Source organism: Pseudomonas citri (assembly GCF_025336485.1).
In the GTDB taxonomy this organism is placed as follows: Bacteria; Pseudomonadota; Gammaproteobacteria; order Pseudomonadales; family Pseudomonadaceae; genus Aquipseudomonas; species Aquipseudomonas citri.
The window spans coordinates 1-18,062 of the sequence record NZ_JAODAB010000012.1 but is presented as its reverse complement, the minus strand read 5'-3'; the positions used below and the strand labels follow the sequence as shown (position 1 = coordinate 18,062).

Genomic DNA, 18,062 nt, shown 5'->3' with positions numbered 1-18,062 from the left:
GGGTTTTTTGGTACTACAAACCCAGCCCTCAGGGCGGAGGTCAGGGTCAATTCTGGCAACACCCCGACGCCAGTTCCTTGAGGATCGGGCAGTCCGGGCGATGGTCGCCATGGCAGTGTTCCACCAGGTCTTGCAAGGTGTCGCGCAGCTCGGCCAGTTCGCGGATTTTCTGGTTCAGTTCGTCGATGTGTTGCCGGGCCAGGGCCTTGACGTCGGCGCTGGCCCGCTGGCGGTCTTGCCAGAGGGTCAGCAGTTTGCCGACCTCTTCCAAGGAAAACCCCAGGTCACGGGAGCGCTTGATGAAGGCCAGGGTGTGCAGGTCATCGGTGCCATAAATCCGATAGCCACTGTCGGTACGATGGGCCGCCTTGAGCAAGCCGATGGACTCGTAATAGCGGATCATTTTCGCGCTCAGACCACTCTGACGGGCCGCTTGGCCGATGTTCATCGCTTGTCCTCCAACGGCTGGGGTGTCCAGAACTTCAACAGTAACGCATTGCTCACCACGCTGACGCTCGACAGCGCCATGGCCGCGCCGGCCAATACCGGGTTGAGCAGGCCGAACGCCGCCAGGGGAATGCCGATCAGGTTGTAGACGAACGCCCAGAACAGGTTCTGGCGGATCTTGGCGTAGGTCTTGCGGCTGATGTCCAACGCCGCGGGCACCAGTCGCGGATCGCCGCGCATCAGGGTGATACCGGCGGCATGCATCGCCACGTCGGTGCCGCCACCCATGGCGATGCCGATGTCCGCAGCCGCCAGGGCCGGGGCATCGTTGATCCCGTCGCCCACCATGGCCACCACCGCGTTTTTCTTCAGTTCGAGCACCGTGGCCGATTTGTCGCCCGGCAGCACCTCGGCATGCACGTGAGTGATCCCCAATGCCTCGCCCACGACCCGGGCGCTGCCGCGGTTGTCGCCGGTGAGCAGGTGGCTGCCGATGTGTCGTGCCCCCAGCGCCTGCACGGCCGCGAGAGCGCCGGGCTTGAGAGTGTCGCCAAAGGCGAACAGGCCCAATACCCGAGGCGTTGCGTCTTGTTCGATCAACCAGGACAAAGTGCGACCTTCGGTTTCCCAGGCCTGTGCCGACTCGGCCAGCGTGCCGGGGGCCAGGCCCAATTCGTCGAGCAAGCGCCGATTGCCCAGGGCCAGGCGGCGGCCATCGAGACTACCGGCGATGCCACGCCCGGTCAGCGATTGGCTGTCGCTGATCGGCGGCACTTCAAGACCTCGTTCGGTGCAGGCGTCCAGCACGGCCTTGGCGAGAGGGTGTTCGCTGCCACGCTGCAGCGCGCCGGCCATTTGCAGCAGGGCGTCTTCGTTGCCGTCCAAGGCATGCAGATGTGCGATGCGCGGGGTGCCGGAGGTCAAGGTGCCGGTCTTGTCGAACACCACCGTGTCGACTTCATGGGCGCGTTCGAGTGCTTCGGCGTCCTTGATCAGGATCCCGTGGCGCGCGGCCACGCCGGTGCCGGCCATGATCGCTGTCGGTGTCGCCAGGCCCAGGGCACAGGGGCAGGCGATCACCAGCACGGCGACGGCATTGATCAACGCGGTTTCCAGCGGTGCGCCGTACAGCCACCAGCCGATCAGCGTTGCCAAGGCCAAGACCAGTACCGCCGGCACGAAGACCTGGCTGACTTTATCCACCAGTTTCTGGATCGGAGCCTTGGCTGCCTGGGCGTCTTCCACCAGGCGGATGATCCGTGCCAGGACTGTCTCGGTGCCCAACGCCTGGGTGCGCACCAACAGTCGGCCTTCGCCGTTGATCGCCCCTCCGGTGACCTTGTCCCCAGGCTGCTTGGGCACCGGCAGGCTTTCACCGCTGATCAGCGCTTCGTCGGCATGGCTCTGGCCCTCCACGACTTCGCCGTCCACCGGAAAGCGTTCGCCGGGCTTGACCAGTACCAGGTCGTCCAGGCGCAGGGCGCTGATGGCAACGTCCCGTTCCTGACCATCGATCATCTGGATCGCCCGTTCCGGCCGCAGGGCTTCCAGGGCGCGAATGGCGCTGGCGGTCTGTCGCTTGGCGCGGCTTTCCAGGTATTTGCCCAGCAAGACCAAGGCGATCACCACGGCTGACGCTTCGAAATACAGGTGCGGCATGCTGCCCGGACGGGCGATGACCCATTCATAAACGCTCAGGCCGTAACCGGCGCTGGTGCCCAGGGCCACCAGCAGATCCATGTTGCCAGCCCCGGCGCGCACGGCCTTGAAGGCCGCGACATAGAAGCGCGCCCCAAAGATGAATTGCACCGGCGTCGCCAGGGCGAACTGGACCCAGGCTGGTAGCATCCAGTGCACGCCAAAGGGCTGCAACACCATCGGCACCACCAGTGGCACGGACAACACGATCGCCAGGACGAGTGCCAGGCGCTCACGGCCCAGGCGGGTGTCCCGCTCGTCGTGGGCTTGCTCGGCCTGCCAGACGCTGGCGTCGTAGCCGGCGCGCTTGACGGCATCGATCAGGGTCTGCGGATCGACCGGGCCGAGTAACTCCAAGTGCGCCCGTTCGTTGGCAAGGTTGACGCTGACGCTGCGCACCCCATTGATTTTGCCCAGTGCGCGTTCGACCCTGCCGACACAGGAGGCGCAGGTCATTCCGTCGATCTTCAGCTCCAGGGTTTGCATGGGGACGCTGTAGCCGGCTTGTTCCACGGCTTGCACCAACGCGGGCAGGCTATCCGCGGGGGCTTGGATGCGCGCCTGTTCGGTGGCCAGGTTCACGCTGACGGCTTGTGCGCCGGTGACCTTGCTCAAGGCGCGCTCGACCCGGCCTGCGCAACTGGCGCAAGTCATGCCGGCGATCGGCAGGTCGAAAGTGCTGGATTCAGACATCGCTCAGGCTCCCTGTAGTGAATGACCACAGGATCAACCTTGCCATGCTGGCAAGGTCAAGCACCAATCAAAAAGTGCCTTTGCAAACGGTATCAGTAACCCAGTCCTGCCGGCTTCAGGTAGAGACCTTGTTCATTCATGGCAATGCGGAACTTCAAGATGTCCCCGGCCTTGAGCGTGATGTCCTGGGAACCTGGTGCGAGCATGCCGGGGTTGCAGCCTGGCGCCTGGCCCGGTAGCAACTTGAGGCGCAGGGAAAACCGGCCCGCCGGCAGGTTGAAGGAGGTGCTGGTCTCTTGGAACAGCCTGGCCGAGAGCTGGTCCTGGATGTAGATGCCGATTTCGCAATTGGTCGCCACTTCCAGGCGCTCGCGGGAAATGATCAGCACGCCGTAGTCTTCGCCAGCGGCCGGTGCCTGGGGGACTATCGCTGAAAAACCAAGCATGCAAAACAGGCTGAACGCTGACCAGCGCATGGCTGAACCTCCGGTGTGGAATCCTCGATGTGTGCAGCTTGGCCGAGCGCGGCGGCGAATGCCAGCCCGGCAGTAATCGGCAGAACTTGACCTTGCCATGATGGCAAGCCTGAAGCTGCCGGCAACCCCACTCACCAGGAGTTATCCCATGCAAACATTCAATGTCCAAGGTATGTCCTGCGGCCATTGCGTCAAAGCCATCACCCAGGCTGTACAGGCCCGGGATTCGGCGGCTCAGGTGCAGGTCGACCTAGGCGCCAGGACCGTGCAGGTGCAGAGTTCACTGGCGCCGGATGCGGTGGTCGAGATCATCAAGGAAGAGGGCTATGAGGTCAGCCCCGTTTGAAATCTTTTAATAGTTAGCGACCTATCGGAATGTTCAAGCGCGCCTGGCCCGGCTAGACTGTCGGGCTGGCGACTGACGCCTGACCAGGACGCGCGATGAACCTCCGTACCCTTCTGATTCTTGGCGCCTTGAGCGCTTTCGGTCCCTTGGCGATCGACTTCTACCTGCCCGCTTTCCCGGCGATGGCGAGCGCCTTCGGCACCGACGAAAAACACATCCAACTGACCCTGGCGGCGTATTTCCTGGGATTGTCCATCGGGCAACTGGCCTACGGGCCGGTGGCGGACCGCTTCGGACGCCGGATCCCATTGCTGGTCGGGGTCGGTTTATTCACGGTGGCGTCCCTGGCCTGCGCCTACGCGCCGAGTCTCGAATGGCTGATCGGCGCCCGCTTCGTCCAGGCCCTGGGGGGATGCGCGGGCATGGTGATTTCCCGCGCCGTGGTCAGCGACAAATGTGACGCAGTGGGTTCGGCCAAGGTGTTTTCGCAGTTGATGCTGGTGATGGGCCTGGCGCCGATCCTGGCGCCGATGCTCGGTGGCGTGCTGGTGAATCTGCACGGCTGGCAATCGATCTTCGTCGGCCTGACCTTGTTCAGTGCACTGGTTGCCACGGCGGTCGCCTTGTGGCTGCCGGAAAGCCTGCCGGCCCATGTGCCGCGCCAGCCGTTATCCGGTGCCTTGCGCCAATACGGCCGACTGTTGACCGACCCGGTGTTCCTCGGTCATGCCTTCACGGGGGGCATCGCGATGGCCGGGATGTTTGCCTATATCGCCGGTTCGCCTTTTGTTTTCATCAAGCTCTATGGCGTTGCGGCCGAACACTTCGGCTGGCTGTTCGGTGCCAACGCGGCGGGCTTCATTCTGGTGGCGCAAGTCAATGCCCGCTTGTTGTCCAAGCGCGGTCCGGCATTCCTGCTGGCTCGCGCGGTGTGGGTGTACCTGCTCGCCGGGTTGAGCCTGCTGGCTGTCAGCGCCTTGCATCCGGCGCAGTTGTGGCCGTTGTTGATTCCTTTGTTCATTTGTATCGCCAGCCTGGGCTGCATCATTCCCAATGCGTCGGCTTGCGCCATGAACGGCCAGGGCGCCCGCGCCGGCAGCGCTTCGGCGATGCTCGGCTGCTTGCAGTTCTCGGTGGCTGCCGGGGCTGCGGCCTTGGTGGCGGCGCTGCACGATGGCACCGCCGTACCCATGGCCCTGGTCATCAGCCTGTGTGGATTGTTGGTGGTGAGTGCAGCGCTGCTGACCCGCCGTCGGCAAAATAAACAGGCGCTGGCGCAGGCCAGTCGCCAAAGCTGATTCAGCCGGCCGCTCGCTGCTGCTGTTCGGGGAAATGATGGGGCGCGTGGATCCGCGCTTGCAGGGTACTGGCGAAGGCCTTGGCCTCGGCTTCGGTGCGGAACGTGACAGCGTGCTGGTCAAGGCGCACTTGCCATTGGGATTTTGCCACTTCTTTTATCAGGATCTTCATTGCTGACCTCCTCACGTAAAAGATTGCGTTGCAAAGGCCCCGAGTGTAGACCGGATTGCGATCGCAATTGTGACAAGGGGCAACTCTCGGACTGACGGCATGGGTTTTTGTGGGGGCAAAGCCTTCAACGCAGGCCAGAAACCTTCGAGCGCGATCCAGCCTTTGGTCGTGCCGCTTACACCGTCGGGACAACGCAATTTCCGCTCTCCGCGGGGGCCGGTCATTAGTCGCGCGCAAATAGAGACTTTTCCCTCAGGAACAATCGCCTCCAAAGGTTTCCGGAGGACAGGCAACGGTGACGGCCGCGCTTATACTAGCGGCCGCCTGCGCCAGAGCAGTGGACAAATGATTCAACAGGGAGTGAATACATGGAACATGCACCTTGCATCAGCCAGATTGCCACGCTGCTGGCTGACCCCAAGCGCAGTGCAATGATGTGGGCCTTGATGGACGGCACGGCCCGGCAGGCCGAGGAACTGGCCTTGCTCGCCGGGCTGTCGCCGTCCTCGGCCAGCGCGCACTTGGGGCGCCTGTCCGCCGGAGGCCTGTTGAAAGTCGAGATCCGGGGCCGCAAGCGGTTTTTCCGCCTGGCCGCACCTGAGGTTGGTGCTGCCGTCGAAGCCCTGGCCAGCGCGACCCTGGTCAGTACGCCGCGAAAGCTTCCGGTCGTCTTCAAGCGCGGGGTCATGCCGACCAAGGCCCCCTCGGCCCCCGCGTCGTTGATGCGGGCCAGGCTGTGCGACGATCATCTGGGGGGCACACTGGCCGCCGACCTGTACCAGCATCTGCTGGACGCAGGCTGGATCGAGCAGTGCGAGCAGCGGGTGATCGTCACCCACAAGGGTGCGAGCCAGCTGGCCGAACGCGGCCTGTTCATCCAGGCGCTGGCCCATCGCAACGCCCGCATTGCCTGCGCCTGTCCGGACTGGAGCGAGCGTCGCCCGCATCTGGGCGGCGCGCTGGGGGCCGCGTTGCTGCAACTGTTCATGCAGTCCGGCTGGCTGAGCCTGCCCAACGATTCGCGAGCCGTGCAGGTGACCGTGCTTGGCCAGCAGGAAATCCGCCAGTTCGCCGAGCAGGAGGTGGTGGAAATGGCTTTCTAGGGTTTGTACGAAAAGTCACCGAGCGGCGATCAGGCAAGGCGAAAACAGGCGAGGAAGCGGAGTGTACTGGAGTACATGAGCATTCCGAGCCTGTTTTCAACGCAGCATGATCGTCGCGCAGGCACTTTTCTTACAAAACCTAGTACGTCGCTGCCGGCTGCCAACAGGTCGCATCCAGCCATCGCCCTCGATGAGGTTCGCGCACACTCGCTCCTGGGATTATCGGAGGGGGATTGCGCATGGACATTCACGGCTACAGTGCGGCGGAACGCTTGGAGCGACTGCCGCTCAGCGGTTATCACCGGGTCATTTTCATCATCATCGCCCTGGCGTTTTTCTTTGACTCCATGGACCTGGCGATGATGACGTTCCTGCTGGGCTCGATCAAAACCGAGTTCGGCCTGAGCACGGCCCAGGCGGGTTTGCTGGCCAGTTCGAGCTTCTTCGGCATGGTGCTGGGGGCTTCGCTGTCGGGCATGCTGGCCGATCGTTTCGGACGCAAACCGGTGTTCCAGTGGAGCATCGTGCTGTGGGGCGTTGCCAGTTACCTGTGCTCCACGGCCCAGGACGTCGAGACATTGACACTGTTTCGCATCTTGCTGGGCATTGGCATGGGCATGGAGTTTCCGATTGCCCAGTCGATGCTCTCGGAACTGATCCCGGCCAAGCGCCGGGGCCGCTACATTGCGCTGATGGACGGCTTCTGGCCGCTGGGTTTCGTGGCGGCGGGCGTGCTGTCGTATTTCCTGCTGCCGGTGATCGGCTGGCGCGACATTTTCCTGGTGTTGGCGGTGCCGGCGGTGTTCGTCCTGGCGATTCGCTTTTTCATCCCCGAGTCGCCGCGTTGGCTGGAACAGGCCGGGCGGGCGGAGGACGCGGATGCCGTGCTCAAGCGGATCGAAGACAAGGTCAAGGCCTCGCTGGGACGTGGGGATTTGCCGCAGCCGATCCGGTTGCCACGGATGGCGAGTACGCCGGGCAACTTCTTCTCGGCCCTGGCGCAGATCTGGTCCCCGGTGTATCGCCAGCGCACGATGATGATCTGGAGCGTCTGGTTCTTTGCCTTGCTGGGCTTCTACGGCCTGACGTCATGGCTCAGTGCATTGTTGCAACAGTCGGGCTTCGCCGTGACCCAGTCGGTGTACTACACCGTATTGATTTCCCTGGGCGGAATTCCCGGCTTCCTGATGGCGGCCTGGCTGGTCGAGCGTTGGGGGCGTAAACCGGTGTGTGTCATCACACTGTTGGGCGGCGGCGGGATGGCGTTTCTCTACGGTCAGAGCGCGGTGTTCGGCGGCAACGTCGGCTTGCTGATCGGCTCCGGGTTGTTGATGCAGTTTTTCCTGTTCGGCATGTGGGCGGTGCTCTATACCTACACGCCGGAACTCTACCCCACCTCGGCCCGGGCCACGGGCTCGGGCTTTGCCTCGGCGATTGGCCGCATCGGTTCGCTGCTTGGCCCGCTGGTGACCGGGCTGGTGTTTCCCATCACCGGGCAGGGCGGAGTGTTCGCCCTGGGGGCGCTGTGCTTCGCCGTGGCGGCGGGGGTGGTCTGGTTGTTCGGGATGGAAACCCGGGGCAGGACGCTGGAGGAATTGAGCGAAGGGAACGTGGGATAGAGAACGCTGTGGCGAGGGAGCAAGCTTCCTCGCCACAAGTGCTATTCAGTGGCGAGGACGACTCGACGCCACATGCCTCAAGGTTTCACCAATCGAGCATCCAGGCTGTTCTGCGCCAGGCGCTTGGCCTGCTCCTGGGTCATGCCCAGGTGGGTATACAGCGCGTGGAAGTTCTCGGTGACGTAGCCACCAAAGTACGCCGGGTCGTCGGAATTCACCGTCACCTTCACGCCGCGCTCGAGCATGTCGAGGATGTTGTGCTGCGACATATCGTCGAACACGCACAGCTTGGTGTTGGACAACGGGCACACAGTCAGCGGGATCTGCTCATCGATGATCCGCTGCATCAGCCGCTCGTCCTCGATGGCCCGCACGCCATGGTCGATGCGCTGGATCTTCAGCAGGTCCAGGGCTTCCCAGATGTACTCGGGCGGACCTTCTTCGCCAGCGTGGGCGACCGTCAGGAAGCCTTCGTGGCGCGCACGGTCGAAAACCCGTTGGAATTTGCTCGGCGGGTGCCCCATCTCCGAACTGTCCAGGCCCACCGCGATGAAGGCATCGCGGAACGGCAGCGCCTGGTCGAGGGTTTTCTGCGCCTGTTCTTCGCTCAGATGGCGCAGGAAGCTGAGAATCAGGCCGCTGGTGATGCCTAATTGTTGCTCACCGTCCTTGAGGGCGGCGGCGATGCCGTTGAGCACCACTTCGAACGGGATGCCACGGTCAGTGTGGGTCTGCGGGTCGAAGAACGGTTCGGTGTGAATCACGTTCTGCGCCTTGCAGCGCAACAGGTAGGCCCAGGTCAGGTCGTAGAAATCCTGGGAGGTGCGCAGTACATCGGCGCCCTGGTAATACAGGTCGAGAAATTCCTGCAGGTTGTTGAAGGCGTAGGCCGCGCGCAGGGTTTCCACGTCGTTCCAGGGCAGGGCGATCTTGTTGCGCTCGGCGAGGGCGAACAGCAACTCAGGCTCGAGCGAGCCTTCCAGGTGCAGGTGTAATTCAGCCTTGGGCAGGGCGTTCAGCCAGTCGTACATAGTCTTTTCTCATCCGAAAATCGATGGCAGGCATTCTACAGGGGCTGGCCGCAATGTCTGGTAAAACCTGACCGATGTGGGAACGAGCAAGCGCGCTCCCACCCTCAGGCTTGGGCGGGTTCAGGCACCGGCGATCAACTCTCGCGCCGCCTGGCTGTGCTCGGCGATCAAGCCCTTCAAGTCCAACCCCTCGACCTGCCCGTCGATGACCCGCCATTGCCCGGCGACCATCACCCGATCCGCCCTGTCGGCGCCGCACAGCAGCAGCGCCGAGATCGGGTCGTGGCTGCCGGAGAAGCGCAACTCATCGAGCTTGAACAGCGCCAGATCCGCTTGTTTGCCCACTGCCAATTCGCCGATATCGCTGCGCCCGAGCAGTTGCGCCGAACCTCGGGTCGCCCAGCCCAGCACGCGCTCTGGTGTGATCGCTTGCGCGCCATAGCGCAACCGCTGGAGATACAGCGCCTGGCGGGTTTCGAGGAGCATGTTCGAGGCATCGTTGGACGCCGAACCGTCTACCCCCAGGCCCACGGGCGCGCCGGCAGCAGTCAGGTCCAAAGTGGGACAGATGCCCGAGGCCAGGCGCATGTTGGAACTCGGGCAATGGCAGATACCAGTGCCGGCGGCGCCGAGACGGGCGATTTCATCGGGGTTGAAATGAATGCCATGGGCCAGCCAGGTGCGTGGGCCGAGCCAGCCGACGCTGTCCAGGTAATCCACGGTGCGCAGGCCGAAGCGTTGCAGGCAGAAGTCTTCTTCATCGAGGGTTTCGGCCAGGTGCGTGTGCAGGCGGACATCGAGTTTTTCCGCCAGCTCGGCGCTGGCGCGCATGATTTGCGGCGTAACCGAGAACGGCGAGCAGGGCGCCAGGGCAATCTGGATCTGCGCGCCGTCGCCGCGCTCATGGTATTGGCTCACCAAGCGCTGGCTGTCGTCGAGAATCACCTGGCCCTGCTGCACGGTCTGTTGCGGCGGCAAACCTCCGTCGGCCTCGCCCAGGCTCATGGAGCCGCGGGTCAGCATCGCCCGCATGCCCAGTTCGCGAACACTTTGTACTTGCACGTCGATGGCATTTTCCAGGCCTTCGGGAAACAAGTAATGGTGGTCGGCCGCCGTGGTACAGCCTGACAGCAGCAGTTCGGCCAACGCTACTTTGCTCGCCAGGGCGAGTTTCCCCGGGGTCAGCCGCGCCCACACCGGATAGAGGGTCTTGAGCCACGGGAACAACGGCTGGTTCACCACCGGCGCCCAGGCGCGGGTCAAGGTTTGGTAGAAGTGATGATGGGTGTTGATCAAGCCTGGCAGGATCACGTGCTCGCGCGCGTCGAACAGCTTGTCGCACGGCTGGGCGGGGTGCTGGCCGAGACCCAGCAACTCGACGATCACACCGTCTTGCAGGACGAGCCCGCCACGGGCATCGAGCTCGTTGGCGGTGAAAATGGCGAGGGGATTTTTTAACCAGGTACGGGTCGCAGGCATGGTCGCCGGCTCCTCTGAAAGTGGGTTCAGGTTAGCCAGCTCAGTGATGCCCTGTCTGCTGATCCAGGGTCGCCGCGAAGGGCGAGGCTCGGAGTTTACTCAGGTTGCCCGGCACATTTCCAGCGCCCGACAAAGATCCTAATGTGTGAGCGAACCCGCTCGCTCACACAGGAGGTAGGCGTGGGTTACCAGGGAATCGTCTCGCCCCGGTAGTTGACGAAATGATGCCCACCCTTGCCCGCGAACGCGTTGACCTGGTCAATCAGCCCGCGGGTACTGGTTTCCACATCAATGTCCGCGCCTTCGCCGCCCATGTCGGTTTTCACCCAGCCGGGATGCAGCGACAGCACCGTCAACGACTGCTCCCCCAACTGGCTGACAAAACTGTTGGTCATGGAGTTGAGCGCTGCCTTGCTTGCCTTGTACAGCGCCAGTTCTGGCGCGTCGGGCATGGTCACGCTGCCCAGCACCGAACTCATGAATGCCAGCACGCCGCTGCCGTTGCGGATCTGCCCGACGAAGCGCTGGGCCAGATTGATCGGGGCAACGGCGTTGGTGAAGAACAACTGGCCGACTTCCGCCAGCGTCGCGCCGCCCGGGCCCTGGTTCTCCGGGCCCTTGACGCCGGCATTGACGAACAGCAGGTCGAAGGTTTCATCCTTGAGCTTCTGGCTCAGGGCAATGACGGCTTGCTGGTCGTCCATGTCGAGTTTTTCGATCCGTACCGGGCCCAGTGCCGTCAATGCCTCGGCGTTCTGCGGGTTGCGTACGGTGGCGGTCACGTTCCAGCCATCGCTGAGCAATGTCTTCACCAGCCCAAGGCCCAAGCCCCGGGAGGCGCCGATGATCAAAGCGTTTTTTGCCGAATTCATGAAGGGCATCCTTGAAAGAAAAGGTCACGGATCTAAGGGACAACGCTGCCCGAGCCGTTGTTGCAGCTCGTGGCGCAATGCGCCGAGTTCGTTCATGCGGGTTTCGATCAGGTTCAGTTTGTCTTGCAGCAGTTGGGCGACGGCATTATCCGGCTTCGGAGCGTTCCAGAGGGCAGCGACGCTGCTGCCGATCTCGCCGAGGGTAAAGCCCAGGCGCTGGGCTGTCTTGATGTAGAGCACCAGTTGCACCATCTCTTCGGGATAGTCGCGGTAGCCATTGGCACTGCGCCCCGAGGCAATCAAACCACGCTGTTCGTAGAAACGCAGCGTGTCACGACTGACAGCGCAAGCCTGGGCGAGTTCGCCGATGCGCATATTTGGACTCCGAAGGGGTTGACCTTGGAGCATACCCCAGGCTTTAACCTCCTGACTCCTCAATTATCTGGAGCAGTATCGATGTGGACCCCAATGCAATACAGCCGAGTGGTGCGCGGCGGCGCCTGGTATGACCTGATCGTGACGGCCGCCTTTGCCACACCTTGGAGTTTCGCCGCGCTGCACGGCTTCCTGACGAGTATTGCCCAGCTCCTCGACCTGCCGGGCGAACTGCCGTCATTTGCCCCGGCGCACCTGTTGATGGCGAACCTGTTTGGTTCGATCGTTTGTGTGTGGGCGGTGTTGCGCATCCGCGATCCACAACCGGTGTTTGGACGCTACGATGCGGTGGGGCGGTTTCTGTTCGCGACTTGGATGCTTTATGCGCTGCTTCATGGGGCCACAGCGGTGGCGTGGATTTTTCTGTGTTTCGAATTGGTGTGGGGTGTCATGCAGGCCCTACCCGTTCGCGAAGAGCAAACCTCCTCTCGCCAAGGCACGCAGCGCTCGCCAATGGCTGGTTAAAAAATGAGCATCCGGCTGTGGGCCATGCCGTTCTTGGGGCGGAGTCAGGCATGAACGGGTTATCCACAGTTTGCTCCACAGTAATTGTGCGCAAGCCAGAAACTCGGGCATAAGGCGAGCGTGGCTTTCTTCGAAAGGCGATAAACCCTTGCAAGCGTTTGTTTTGTGAGTGGATTCAGCAGGAAGGCAGGGCTTTGGATGAAAAGTGATCAGTACCCTGAAACCCGCATGACAAAAGGGTTACAAGGGAATGTGCTCAGGTTATCCACAGCCGGGTGCACAGTGGATGTGGGCAACTGTGGCCGTTCCAGCGAAGGTTATCGTTCCAACTGAATCCGTCCGCGGCTCAGGTCGGCAAGCTGCCTGCTCAGCTTGTCGATCTGCGCTTCCCCCACGGCCAGTTGCAATGCCACGCCGTTGGCGGTGAACGACTCCTCCGTCACCAGGCCTGTGCATTCGGCCACCCGCAGCTTGACCAGGGCCAGCTCGGCGAACCCACAGGTACAACGCAACGCCACGCGGCTGATCAATTCGATTTTCTCGGCCTGTTGCAGGCATTTGTTCGCGCCGCCGCCATACGCCCGTGCCAGTCCCCCCGTGCCCAGTTGAATACCGCCATACCAACGGATCACCAGCACCGCCACCTGGTCGCAGGCCTGGGCTTCGATGGCCGCCAGGATCGGCCGCCCGGCGGTGCCACCCGGCTCGCCATCGTCGTTGCTGCGGTATTGGTCGCCCAACTTCCAGGCCCAGCAATTGTGCGTGGCGTTCAGGTCGCTGTGCTGTTCGATGAAGGCCTGGGCCTCGGCTGGGGTGCTGATGGGGGCGGCGAGGGTAATGAAGCGGCTTTTGCGAATCTCTTCGCGGTATTCGCAAAGACCGGCAAGGGTAAAAGGCATTGGGATCCTACAGCGTGGGTGTCAGGCCGCAGCCCTTGAGAATGATGCGGATCAGGTTGTCGCCGGCATCGAGCATGTCCTGCTTGGTCAACTTGCTGCGACCGGTCACGCGGCAGATCTGCGTGGCGAAATCGGCGTAATGCTGGGTGCTGCCCCACAACAGGAAAATGAGGTGCACCGGGTCGACCGGGTCCATCTTGCCGGCATCGATCCAGGCCTGGAACACCGCCGCACGGCCCTTGAACCAGGCACGATAATCCTGGTTGAAGTATTCCGTCAGGCATTCGCCCCCGCTGATCACTTCCATGGCGAAGAGCCGCGAGGCCTGGGGCTGGCGACGGGAGAACTCCATCTTGGCGCGGATGTAGCGGGTCAGGGCTTGCGCCGGGTCGTCGTCGGCGGTCAGGGTGTTGAAGGTGCTGTCCCACAATTCGATGATGTTGCTCAGTACCGCCACGTACAAGCCAAGCTTGTTGGTGAAGTAGTAATGCAGGTTCGCCTTGGGCAGCCCCGCCTTCACGGCGATGGTGTTCATGCTGGTGCCCTTGAATCCATGACGGGCGAATTCATCTTCGGCGGCCTTGAGAATGGTTTCTTCGTTCTGTTGACGAATGCGGCCTGTGGACTTGCCACCGTGGGCAGGAACTTCAAAGGTCATGGGCATTTCCGGGCTGGGTCTGTGGGGCAAGCAAATGCGTTGATAGCGCACCGGCAGCGATCCGACAAGTGCCGCTTCTGTATAAAGCCGATTTGCACACCCTGGGGGCATCAGCGAGTCGCCGCCAGGCTCTCGAGAAAGCTTTCCAGCACCAAATGAGGGCGACGTCCCTTGCGCGTGACCGAGGCCAGGCTCAGATCATAGAACCGCGCCCCAGGCTTCAAGGCTCGCAGCCGACCTTGCTGGACCCAGAGGCTGGCGTAGTGATCCGGCAGGTAACCGATGTAGCGTCCGGTGAGAATCAGGAATGCCATGCCTTCGCGATCCGATGCGCTGGCGGAGCAATTGAGTGCCTGGTAATGCGCCTGGATCTCCGCCGGCAGTCGGAACGTTGGGGCGATGGCGTCCTGGCGGTTGAGGCGATCATCGTCCAGTTTCTGATCATCCACGTAGAACAGCGGATGTCCGACCGCGCAGTACAGCAACGACCGTTCGCTGTAGAGCGGCTGATATTCCAGGCCCGAGAGGGCACTGGCCTGGGGCACCACGCCGACATGCAGGCGACCGTCGAGCACACCTTGCTCGACTTCGTTGGGGGCGATCATGCGAATCTGGATCTGCACGTCGGGGCCGCGTTCCTTGAGTTGGGCCAAGGCGTGGGTGATACGCATGTGGGGCAGGGTGACCAGGTTGTCGGTCAGGCCAATGGTCAATTCGCCACGCAAATGTTGGTGCAGGCCATTGACCTCGGTGCGAAAGCTTTCCAGCGCACTCAATAACTGCAACGCCGATTGGTAAACCTCGCGACCTTCCTCCGTGAGGGAAAAACCTGCCCGCCCACGCTGGCACAGACGCAATCCCAAGCGTTGTTCAAGGTCGCTCATTTGCTGGCTGATGGCTGAGCGGCCGATGCCCAACACGGTTTCCGCCGCCGAGAAGCCGCCGCACTCCACTACACTGCGGAAGATGCGTAACAGGCGGATATCAAAGTCGCTGACCTGGGCCAGCGGATCGGGACGGCGAATGCTCATAGTTTAGTGATCTACTGACTGAAGGTTAGAAAAGTTGGATTTCACCGACTTTATCGCCGTGGCAACTTAGCTGCAAGAACGCTTTTGACCCACGCCATTCATAATCCTGCGAGGTTTTGTCAATGAACATGCTCGAACACGCGGCCAATTCCCTGGCCGGCCAGCTCAAGCTTGATGCCCACTGGATGCCTTACACCGCCAACCGCAACTTTCAGCGTGACCCGCGTCTGATCGTTGCCGCCGAAGGCAGTTGGTTGGTCGATGACAAGGGGCGCAAGGTCTATGATTCGCTGTCGGGCTTGTGGACCTGTGGCGCCGGGCATACTCGCAAGGAAATCCAAGAGGCAGTCGCCAAGCAATTGGGCACCCTGGATTACTCGCCGGGCTTCCAGTACGGTCATCCGCTGTCGTTCCAACTGGCGGAAAAAATCACCAGCCTGACGCCGGGCAATCTCAACCATGTGTTCTTCACCGACTCCGGTTCCGAGTGCGCCGATACGGCGGTGAAAATGGTCCGCGCCTACTGGCGTCTCAAGGGCCAGGCCACCAAGACCAAGATGATCGGCCGCGCCCGTGGCTATCACGGTGTGAACATTGCCGGCACCAGCCTTGGCGGTGTCAGTGGCAACCGCAAGCTGTTCGGGCAGGCGATGATGGACGTCGATCATTTGCCCCACACCTTGCTGGCCAGCAACGCCTATTCCCGCGGCATGCCGAAGGAGGGCGGAATTGCCCTGGCCGATGAGTTGTTGAAGCTGATCGAGTTGCACGATGCCTCCAACATCGCCGCCGTATTCGTCGAACCGCTGGCCGGGTCGGCGGGTGTGCTGGTGCCGCCTGAGGGCTACCTCAAACGCCTGCGGGAAATCTGCGACCAGCACAGTATTCTGTTGGTGTTCGACGAAGTGATCACCGGTTTCGGCCGCACCGGTTCGATGTTTGGCGCCGAAAGCTTCGGTGTCACCCCCGACCTGATGTGCATCGCCAAGCAAGTCACCAATGGCGCGATCCCCATGGGCGCGGTGATTGCCAGCTCCGAGATCTACCAGACCTTCATGAACCAGCCGACCCCCGAGTACGCGGTGGAGTTTCCCCACGGCTACACCTACTCGGCGCACCCGGTGGCCTGCGCTGCCGGCCTGGCGGCGCTGGACCTGCTGCAAAAGGAAAACCTGGTGCAAAGCGTGGCCGAAGTTGCCCCGCACTTCGAGAGCGCCCTGCATGGCCTGAAAGGCTCGAAGAACGTCATCGACATCCGCAACTTCGGCCTGGCCGGGGCGATCCAGATCGCGCCGCGCGATGGCGATGCGATCGTGCGTCCGTTCGAGGCTGGCATGGCGTTGTGGAAAGCCGGGTTCTATGTGCGCTTTGGCGGCGACACCCTGCAGTTCGGCCCAACGTTCAACAGCAAGCCACAAGACCTGGATCGTCTGTTCGATGCGGTCGGTGAAGTGCTGAACAAGCTCGACTGACGGTTCCTTCTCTTTAGCGTTCAATGACAGGCGTCCGGCTCCGGGCGCCTGCGGATAAATTCTGGAGTTCCCTCATGAGTCTCATCCCGCATTTGATCAATGGCGAGTTGTTGAGTGGCAGCGCGCGTACGGCTGATGTGTTCAACCCGTCCACCGGACAGGTGATCCATAAAGTGCCATTGGCCGATCGCGCGACGATCCAACAGGCTATCGACGCTGCCACTGCGGCGTTCCCTGAATGGCGCAAGACACCGGCGGCCAAGCGCGCGCAGGTGATGTTTCGTTTCAAGCAATTGCTGGAGCAGAATGAGGCGCGTATCGCCCAACTGATCAGCGAGGAACACGGCAAGACCCTGGAAGACGCCGCCGGTGAGCTCAAGCGTGGTATCGAGAACGTCGAGTTCGCCTGCGCAGCGCCGGAAATTCTCAAGGGCGAATACAGTCGCAACGTCGGGCCGAATATCGATGCCTGGTCGGACTTCCAGCCGCTGGGTGTGGTGGCGGGCATCACCCCGTTCAACTTCCCGGCGATGGTACCGCTGTGGATGTACCCGCTGGCGATCGTCTGCGGTAACTGCTTCATCCTCAAACCGTCCGAGCGCGATCCGAGTTCCACATTGCTGATCGCCCAATTGCTGTTGGAAGCCGGTTTGCCCAAAGGCGTATTGAGCGTGGTGCATGGCGACAAGGCTGCGGTGGATGCGTTGATCGAAGCGCCGGAAGTCAAGGCGCTGAGTTTTGTCGGCTCGACACCGATCGCCGAGTACATCTATGCCGAGGGCACCCGGCGCGGCAAGCGCGTCCAGGCATTGGGCGGGGCGAAGAACCATGCGGTATTGATGCCGGATGCCGACCTGGACAATGCCGTCAACGCTCTGATGGGGGCGGCGTATGGTTCCTGCGGCGAGCGCTGCATGGCGATTTCGGTTGCGGTGTGCGTCGGTGACCAGGTGGCCGATGCCCTGGTAAGCAAGCTGGTGCCAAACATCAAGGCCTTGAAGATCGGTGCCGGTACATCGTGCGGGCTGGACATGGGGCCGCTGGTGACCGGTCAGCACCGGGACAAGGTCAGTGGCTATATAGAAGATGGCGTGGCGGCGGGGGCTTCGCTGGTCGTCGATGGCCGCGGTTTGAGCGTGACCGGACATGAGGAGGGCTTCTTCCTGGGTGGCTGCCTGTTCGATCGCGTGACCCCCGAGATGCGCATCTATAAAGAAGAGATCTTCGGGCCGGTGCTGTGCATTGTCCGCGTCAACAGCCTGGAAGAGGCGATGCAGCTGATCAATGATCACGAGTATGGCAATGGCACCTGCATCTTTACCCGCGATGGCGAGGCGGCGCGGTTGTTCTGCGACGAGATTGAAGTAGGCATGGTCGGGGTCAACGTCCCCTTGCCGGTACCGGTTGCGTATCACAGCTTTGGTGGTTGGAAGCGGTCGCTGTTCGGTGACCTGCACGCCTATGGTCCGGACGGGGTGCGTTTCTATACTCGTCGCAAGGCCATCACCCAACGCTGGCCGCAACGTGCTACCCACGAGGCTTCGCAGTTCGCTTTCCCTAGCTTGTAATGAATGAACAAAGAGGCCGGCGCCCTGGGCGCCGGCCTCTTTGTATTCGGTTGCTTTTGACCGATGTGACAGAAATATGAAAAAAGGTGTTGACGGCAGATTCTGGATCTCTATAATTCGCCCCACTTCCGGCGCAGTCGAAGCGGAAAACTCCTTGAGATTCAATGAGTTAAGTAAGTTTCGAGGGTGCAGGGCTTCAAGTCATCGAAGTCCGGAAGCGCTGAAAAAGAGGTGTTGACAGCAGCGAGTAACGCTGTAGAATTCGCCTCCCGCTGACGAGAGATCGAAAGCGCAAGTGGT

At 62.0% G+C, this 18,062-nt stretch carries 18 protein-coding genes; 7 read left to right on the top strand and 11 right to left on the bottom strand.

Features of this window, described 5'->3' with window-relative positions:
- Positions 1–46: 46 nt before the first annotated feature.
- From cueR to N4Q37_RS14870, 3 genes are all read right to left on the bottom strand, one after another.
- On the bottom strand, positions 47–448 hold the full coding sequence (gene cueR / locus N4Q37_RS14880) for a Cu(I)-responsive transcriptional regulator (RefSeq protein ID WP_260958767.1): 402 nt from the start codon (positions 446–448) through the stop codon (positions 47–49).
- Positions 445–2,838, bottom strand: a complete 2,394-nt coding sequence (locus N4Q37_RS14875) for a heavy metal translocating P-type ATPase (protein ID WP_260958766.1) — start codon at positions 2,836–2,838, stop codon at positions 445–447. The genes cueR and N4Q37_RS14875 overlap by 4 nt, the downstream gene beginning before the upstream one ends.
- Before the next feature lie 92 nt (positions 2,839–2,930).
- Positions 2,931–3,314, bottom strand: a complete 384-nt coding sequence (locus tag N4Q37_RS14870; protein WP_260958765.1) for a hypothetical protein — start codon at positions 3,312–3,314, stop codon at positions 2,931–2,933.
- Positions 3,315–3,462: 148 nt separating this feature from the next.
- Between N4Q37_RS14870 and N4Q37_RS14865 the strand changes: the two genes are divergently transcribed.
- Together N4Q37_RS14865 and N4Q37_RS14860 are read left to right on the top strand one after the other, a co-directional pair.
- Entirely contained in the window at positions 3,463–3,660 is a 198-nt protein-coding gene (locus N4Q37_RS14865; protein ID WP_260958764.1) for a heavy-metal-associated domain-containing protein, read from the top strand.
- A gap of 95 nt (positions 3,661–3,755) precedes the next feature.
- Positions 3,756–4,958 carry a multidrug effflux MFS transporter gene (locus tag N4Q37_RS14860; protein ID WP_260958763.1) on the top strand — a complete coding sequence of 401 codons (1,203 nt, stop codon included), beginning with the start codon at positions 3,756–3,758 and terminating at the stop codon, positions 4,956–4,958.
- A 1-nt stretch (position 4,959) separates the two neighbouring features.
- Here N4Q37_RS14860 and N4Q37_RS14855 read toward each other — a convergent pair whose 3' ends face one another.
- Positions 4,960–5,130 carry a hypothetical protein gene (locus N4Q37_RS14855; RefSeq protein ID WP_238965418.1) on the bottom strand — a complete coding sequence of 57 codons (171 nt, stop codon included), beginning with the start codon at positions 5,128–5,130 and terminating at the stop codon, positions 4,960–4,962.
- 368 nt (positions 5,131–5,498) lie between these two features.
- Between N4Q37_RS14855 and N4Q37_RS14850 the strand changes: the two genes are divergently transcribed.
- Positions 5,499–6,233, top strand: a complete 735-nt coding sequence (locus N4Q37_RS14850) for an ArsR/SmtB family transcription factor (RefSeq protein ID WP_260958762.1) — start codon at positions 5,499–5,501, stop codon at positions 6,231–6,233.
- Between the two features lie 239 nt (positions 6,234–6,472).
- Positions 6,473–7,852, top strand: a complete 1,380-nt coding sequence (locus N4Q37_RS14845) for an MFS transporter (protein ID WP_260958761.1) — start codon at positions 6,473–6,475, stop codon at positions 7,850–7,852.
- A gap of 77 nt (positions 7,853–7,929) precedes the next feature.
- Here N4Q37_RS14845 and N4Q37_RS14840 read toward each other — a convergent pair whose 3' ends face one another.
- From N4Q37_RS14840 to N4Q37_RS14825, 4 genes are all read right to left on the bottom strand, one after another.
- On the bottom strand, positions 7,930–8,883 hold the full coding sequence (locus N4Q37_RS14840; RefSeq protein ID WP_260958760.1) for an adenosine deaminase: 954 nt from the start codon (positions 8,881–8,883) through the stop codon (positions 7,930–7,932).
- Positions 8,884–9,003: 120 nt separating this feature from the next.
- Positions 9,004–10,362, bottom strand: a complete 1,359-nt coding sequence (locus N4Q37_RS14835; RefSeq protein ID WP_260958759.1) for an 8-oxoguanine deaminase — start codon at positions 10,360–10,362, stop codon at positions 9,004–9,006.
- A 185-nt stretch (positions 10,363–10,547) separates the two neighbouring features.
- Positions 10,548–11,234, bottom strand: coding sequence for an SDR family oxidoreductase (locus N4Q37_RS14830; RefSeq protein ID WP_260958758.1), 687 nt, complete (start codon positions 11,232–11,234; stop codon positions 10,548–10,550).
- A 24-nt stretch (positions 11,235–11,258) separates the two neighbouring features.
- Positions 11,259–11,609, bottom strand: coding sequence for a MerR family transcriptional regulator (locus N4Q37_RS14825; protein WP_260958757.1), 351 nt, complete (start codon positions 11,607–11,609; stop codon positions 11,259–11,261).
- An 81-nt stretch (positions 11,610–11,690) separates the two neighbouring features.
- Here N4Q37_RS14825 and N4Q37_RS14820 point away from each other — a divergent pair, with 81 nt between their 5' ends.
- Positions 11,691–12,134 (top strand): hypothetical protein, encoded by a 444-nt coding sequence (locus N4Q37_RS14820; protein ID WP_260958974.1) that lies wholly within the window; start codon positions 11,691–11,693, stop codon positions 12,132–12,134.
- A gap of 317 nt (positions 12,135–12,451) precedes the next feature.
- Here the strand turns inward: N4Q37_RS14820 and N4Q37_RS14815 are convergent, their stop codons facing one another.
- From N4Q37_RS14815 to N4Q37_RS14805, 3 genes are all read right to left on the bottom strand, one after another.
- Positions 12,452–13,033, bottom strand: a complete 582-nt coding sequence (locus N4Q37_RS14815) for an IMPACT family protein (RefSeq protein WP_260958756.1) — start codon at positions 13,031–13,033, stop codon at positions 12,452–12,454.
- 7 nt (positions 13,034–13,040) lie between these two features.
- Complete coding sequence (locus N4Q37_RS14810; protein WP_260958755.1) at positions 13,041–13,691, bottom strand: TetR/AcrR family transcriptional regulator; 651 nt, start codon at positions 13,689–13,691, stop codon at positions 13,041–13,043.
- A gap of 110 nt (positions 13,692–13,801) precedes the next feature.
- Positions 13,802–14,722: a LysR family transcriptional regulator gene (locus N4Q37_RS14805; protein ID WP_260958754.1), complete on the bottom strand. Its 921-nt coding sequence runs from the start codon at positions 14,720–14,722 to the stop codon at positions 13,802–13,804.
- A gap of 122 nt (positions 14,723–14,844) precedes the next feature.
- Here N4Q37_RS14805 and N4Q37_RS14800 point away from each other — a divergent pair, with 122 nt between their 5' ends.
- Both N4Q37_RS14800 and N4Q37_RS14795 read left to right on the top strand, forming a co-directional pair.
- The gene (locus N4Q37_RS14800; protein WP_260958753.1) at positions 14,845–16,194 is read left to right on the top strand and encodes an aspartate aminotransferase family protein; all 1,350 of its coding nucleotides are present in this window, start codon (positions 14,845–14,847) and stop codon (positions 16,192–16,194) included.
- A gap of 74 nt (positions 16,195–16,268) precedes the next feature.
- Positions 16,269–17,762, top strand: a complete 1,494-nt coding sequence (locus N4Q37_RS14795; protein ID WP_260958752.1) for a CoA-acylating methylmalonate-semialdehyde dehydrogenase — start codon at positions 16,269–16,271, stop codon at positions 17,760–17,762.
- The last annotated feature ends 300 nt before the right edge of the window (positions 17,763–18,062 follow it).

What these genes read in the sequence shown, in the direction of transcription:
- N4Q37_RS14875 (WP_260958766.1), bottom strand. Translation starts at nt 2,838, where the DNA reads ATGTCTGAATCCAGCACTTTCGACCTGCCGATCGCCGGCATGACTTGC.
- N4Q37_RS14840 (WP_260958760.1), bottom strand. Translation starts at nt 8,883, where the DNA reads ATGTACGACTGGCTGAACGCCCTGCCCAAGGCTGAATTACACCTGCAC.
- N4Q37_RS14870 (WP_260958765.1), bottom strand. Translation starts at nt 3,314, where the DNA reads ATGCGCTGGTCAGCGTTCAGCCTGTTTTGCATGCTTGGTTTTTCAGCG.
- N4Q37_RS14830 (WP_260958758.1), bottom strand. Translation starts at nt 11,234, where the DNA reads ATGAATTCGGCAAAAAACGCTTTGATCATCGGCGCCTCCCGGGGCTTG.
- N4Q37_RS14810 (WP_260958755.1), bottom strand. Translation starts at nt 13,691, where the DNA reads ATGACCTTTGAAGTTCCTGCCCACGGTGGCAAGTCCACAGGCCGCATT.
- N4Q37_RS14815 (WP_260958756.1), bottom strand. Translation starts at nt 13,033, where the DNA reads ATGCCTTTTACCCTTGCCGGTCTTTGCGAATACCGCGAAGAGATTCGC.
- N4Q37_RS14845 (WP_260958761.1), top strand. Translation starts at nt 6,473, where the DNA reads ATGGACATTCACGGCTACAGTGCGGCGGAACGCTTGGAGCGACTGCCG.
- N4Q37_RS14855 (WP_238965418.1), bottom strand. Translation starts at nt 5,130, where the DNA reads ATGAAGATCCTGATAAAAGAAGTGGCAAAATCCCAATGGCAAGTGCGC.
- N4Q37_RS14805 (WP_260958754.1), bottom strand. Translation starts at nt 14,722, where the DNA reads ATGAGCATTCGCCGTCCCGATCCGCTGGCCCAGGTCAGCGACTTTGAT.
- N4Q37_RS14800 (WP_260958753.1), top strand. Translation starts at nt 14,845, where the DNA reads ATGAACATGCTCGAACACGCGGCCAATTCCCTGGCCGGCCAGCTCAAG.
- N4Q37_RS14865 (WP_260958764.1), top strand. Translation starts at nt 3,463, where the DNA reads ATGCAAACATTCAATGTCCAAGGTATGTCCTGCGGCCATTGCGTCAAA.
- N4Q37_RS14795 (WP_260958752.1), top strand. Translation starts at nt 16,269, where the DNA reads ATGAGTCTCATCCCGCATTTGATCAATGGCGAGTTGTTGAGTGGCAGC.
- cueR (WP_260958767.1), bottom strand. Translation starts at nt 448, where the DNA reads ATGAACATCGGCCAAGCGGCCCGTCAGAGTGGTCTGAGCGCGAAAATG.
- N4Q37_RS14835 (WP_260958759.1), bottom strand. Translation starts at nt 10,362, where the DNA reads ATGCCTGCGACCCGTACCTGGTTAAAAAATCCCCTCGCCATTTTCACC.
- N4Q37_RS14860 (WP_260958763.1), top strand. Translation starts at nt 3,756, where the DNA reads ATGAACCTCCGTACCCTTCTGATTCTTGGCGCCTTGAGCGCTTTCGGT.
- N4Q37_RS14820 (WP_260958974.1), top strand. Translation starts at nt 11,691, where the DNA reads ATGTGGACCCCAATGCAATACAGCCGAGTGGTGCGCGGCGGCGCCTGG.
- N4Q37_RS14850 (WP_260958762.1), top strand. Translation starts at nt 5,499, where the DNA reads ATGGAACATGCACCTTGCATCAGCCAGATTGCCACGCTGCTGGCTGAC.
- N4Q37_RS14825 (WP_260958757.1), bottom strand. Translation starts at nt 11,609, where the DNA reads ATGCGCATCGGCGAACTCGCCCAGGCTTGCGCTGTCAGTCGTGACACG.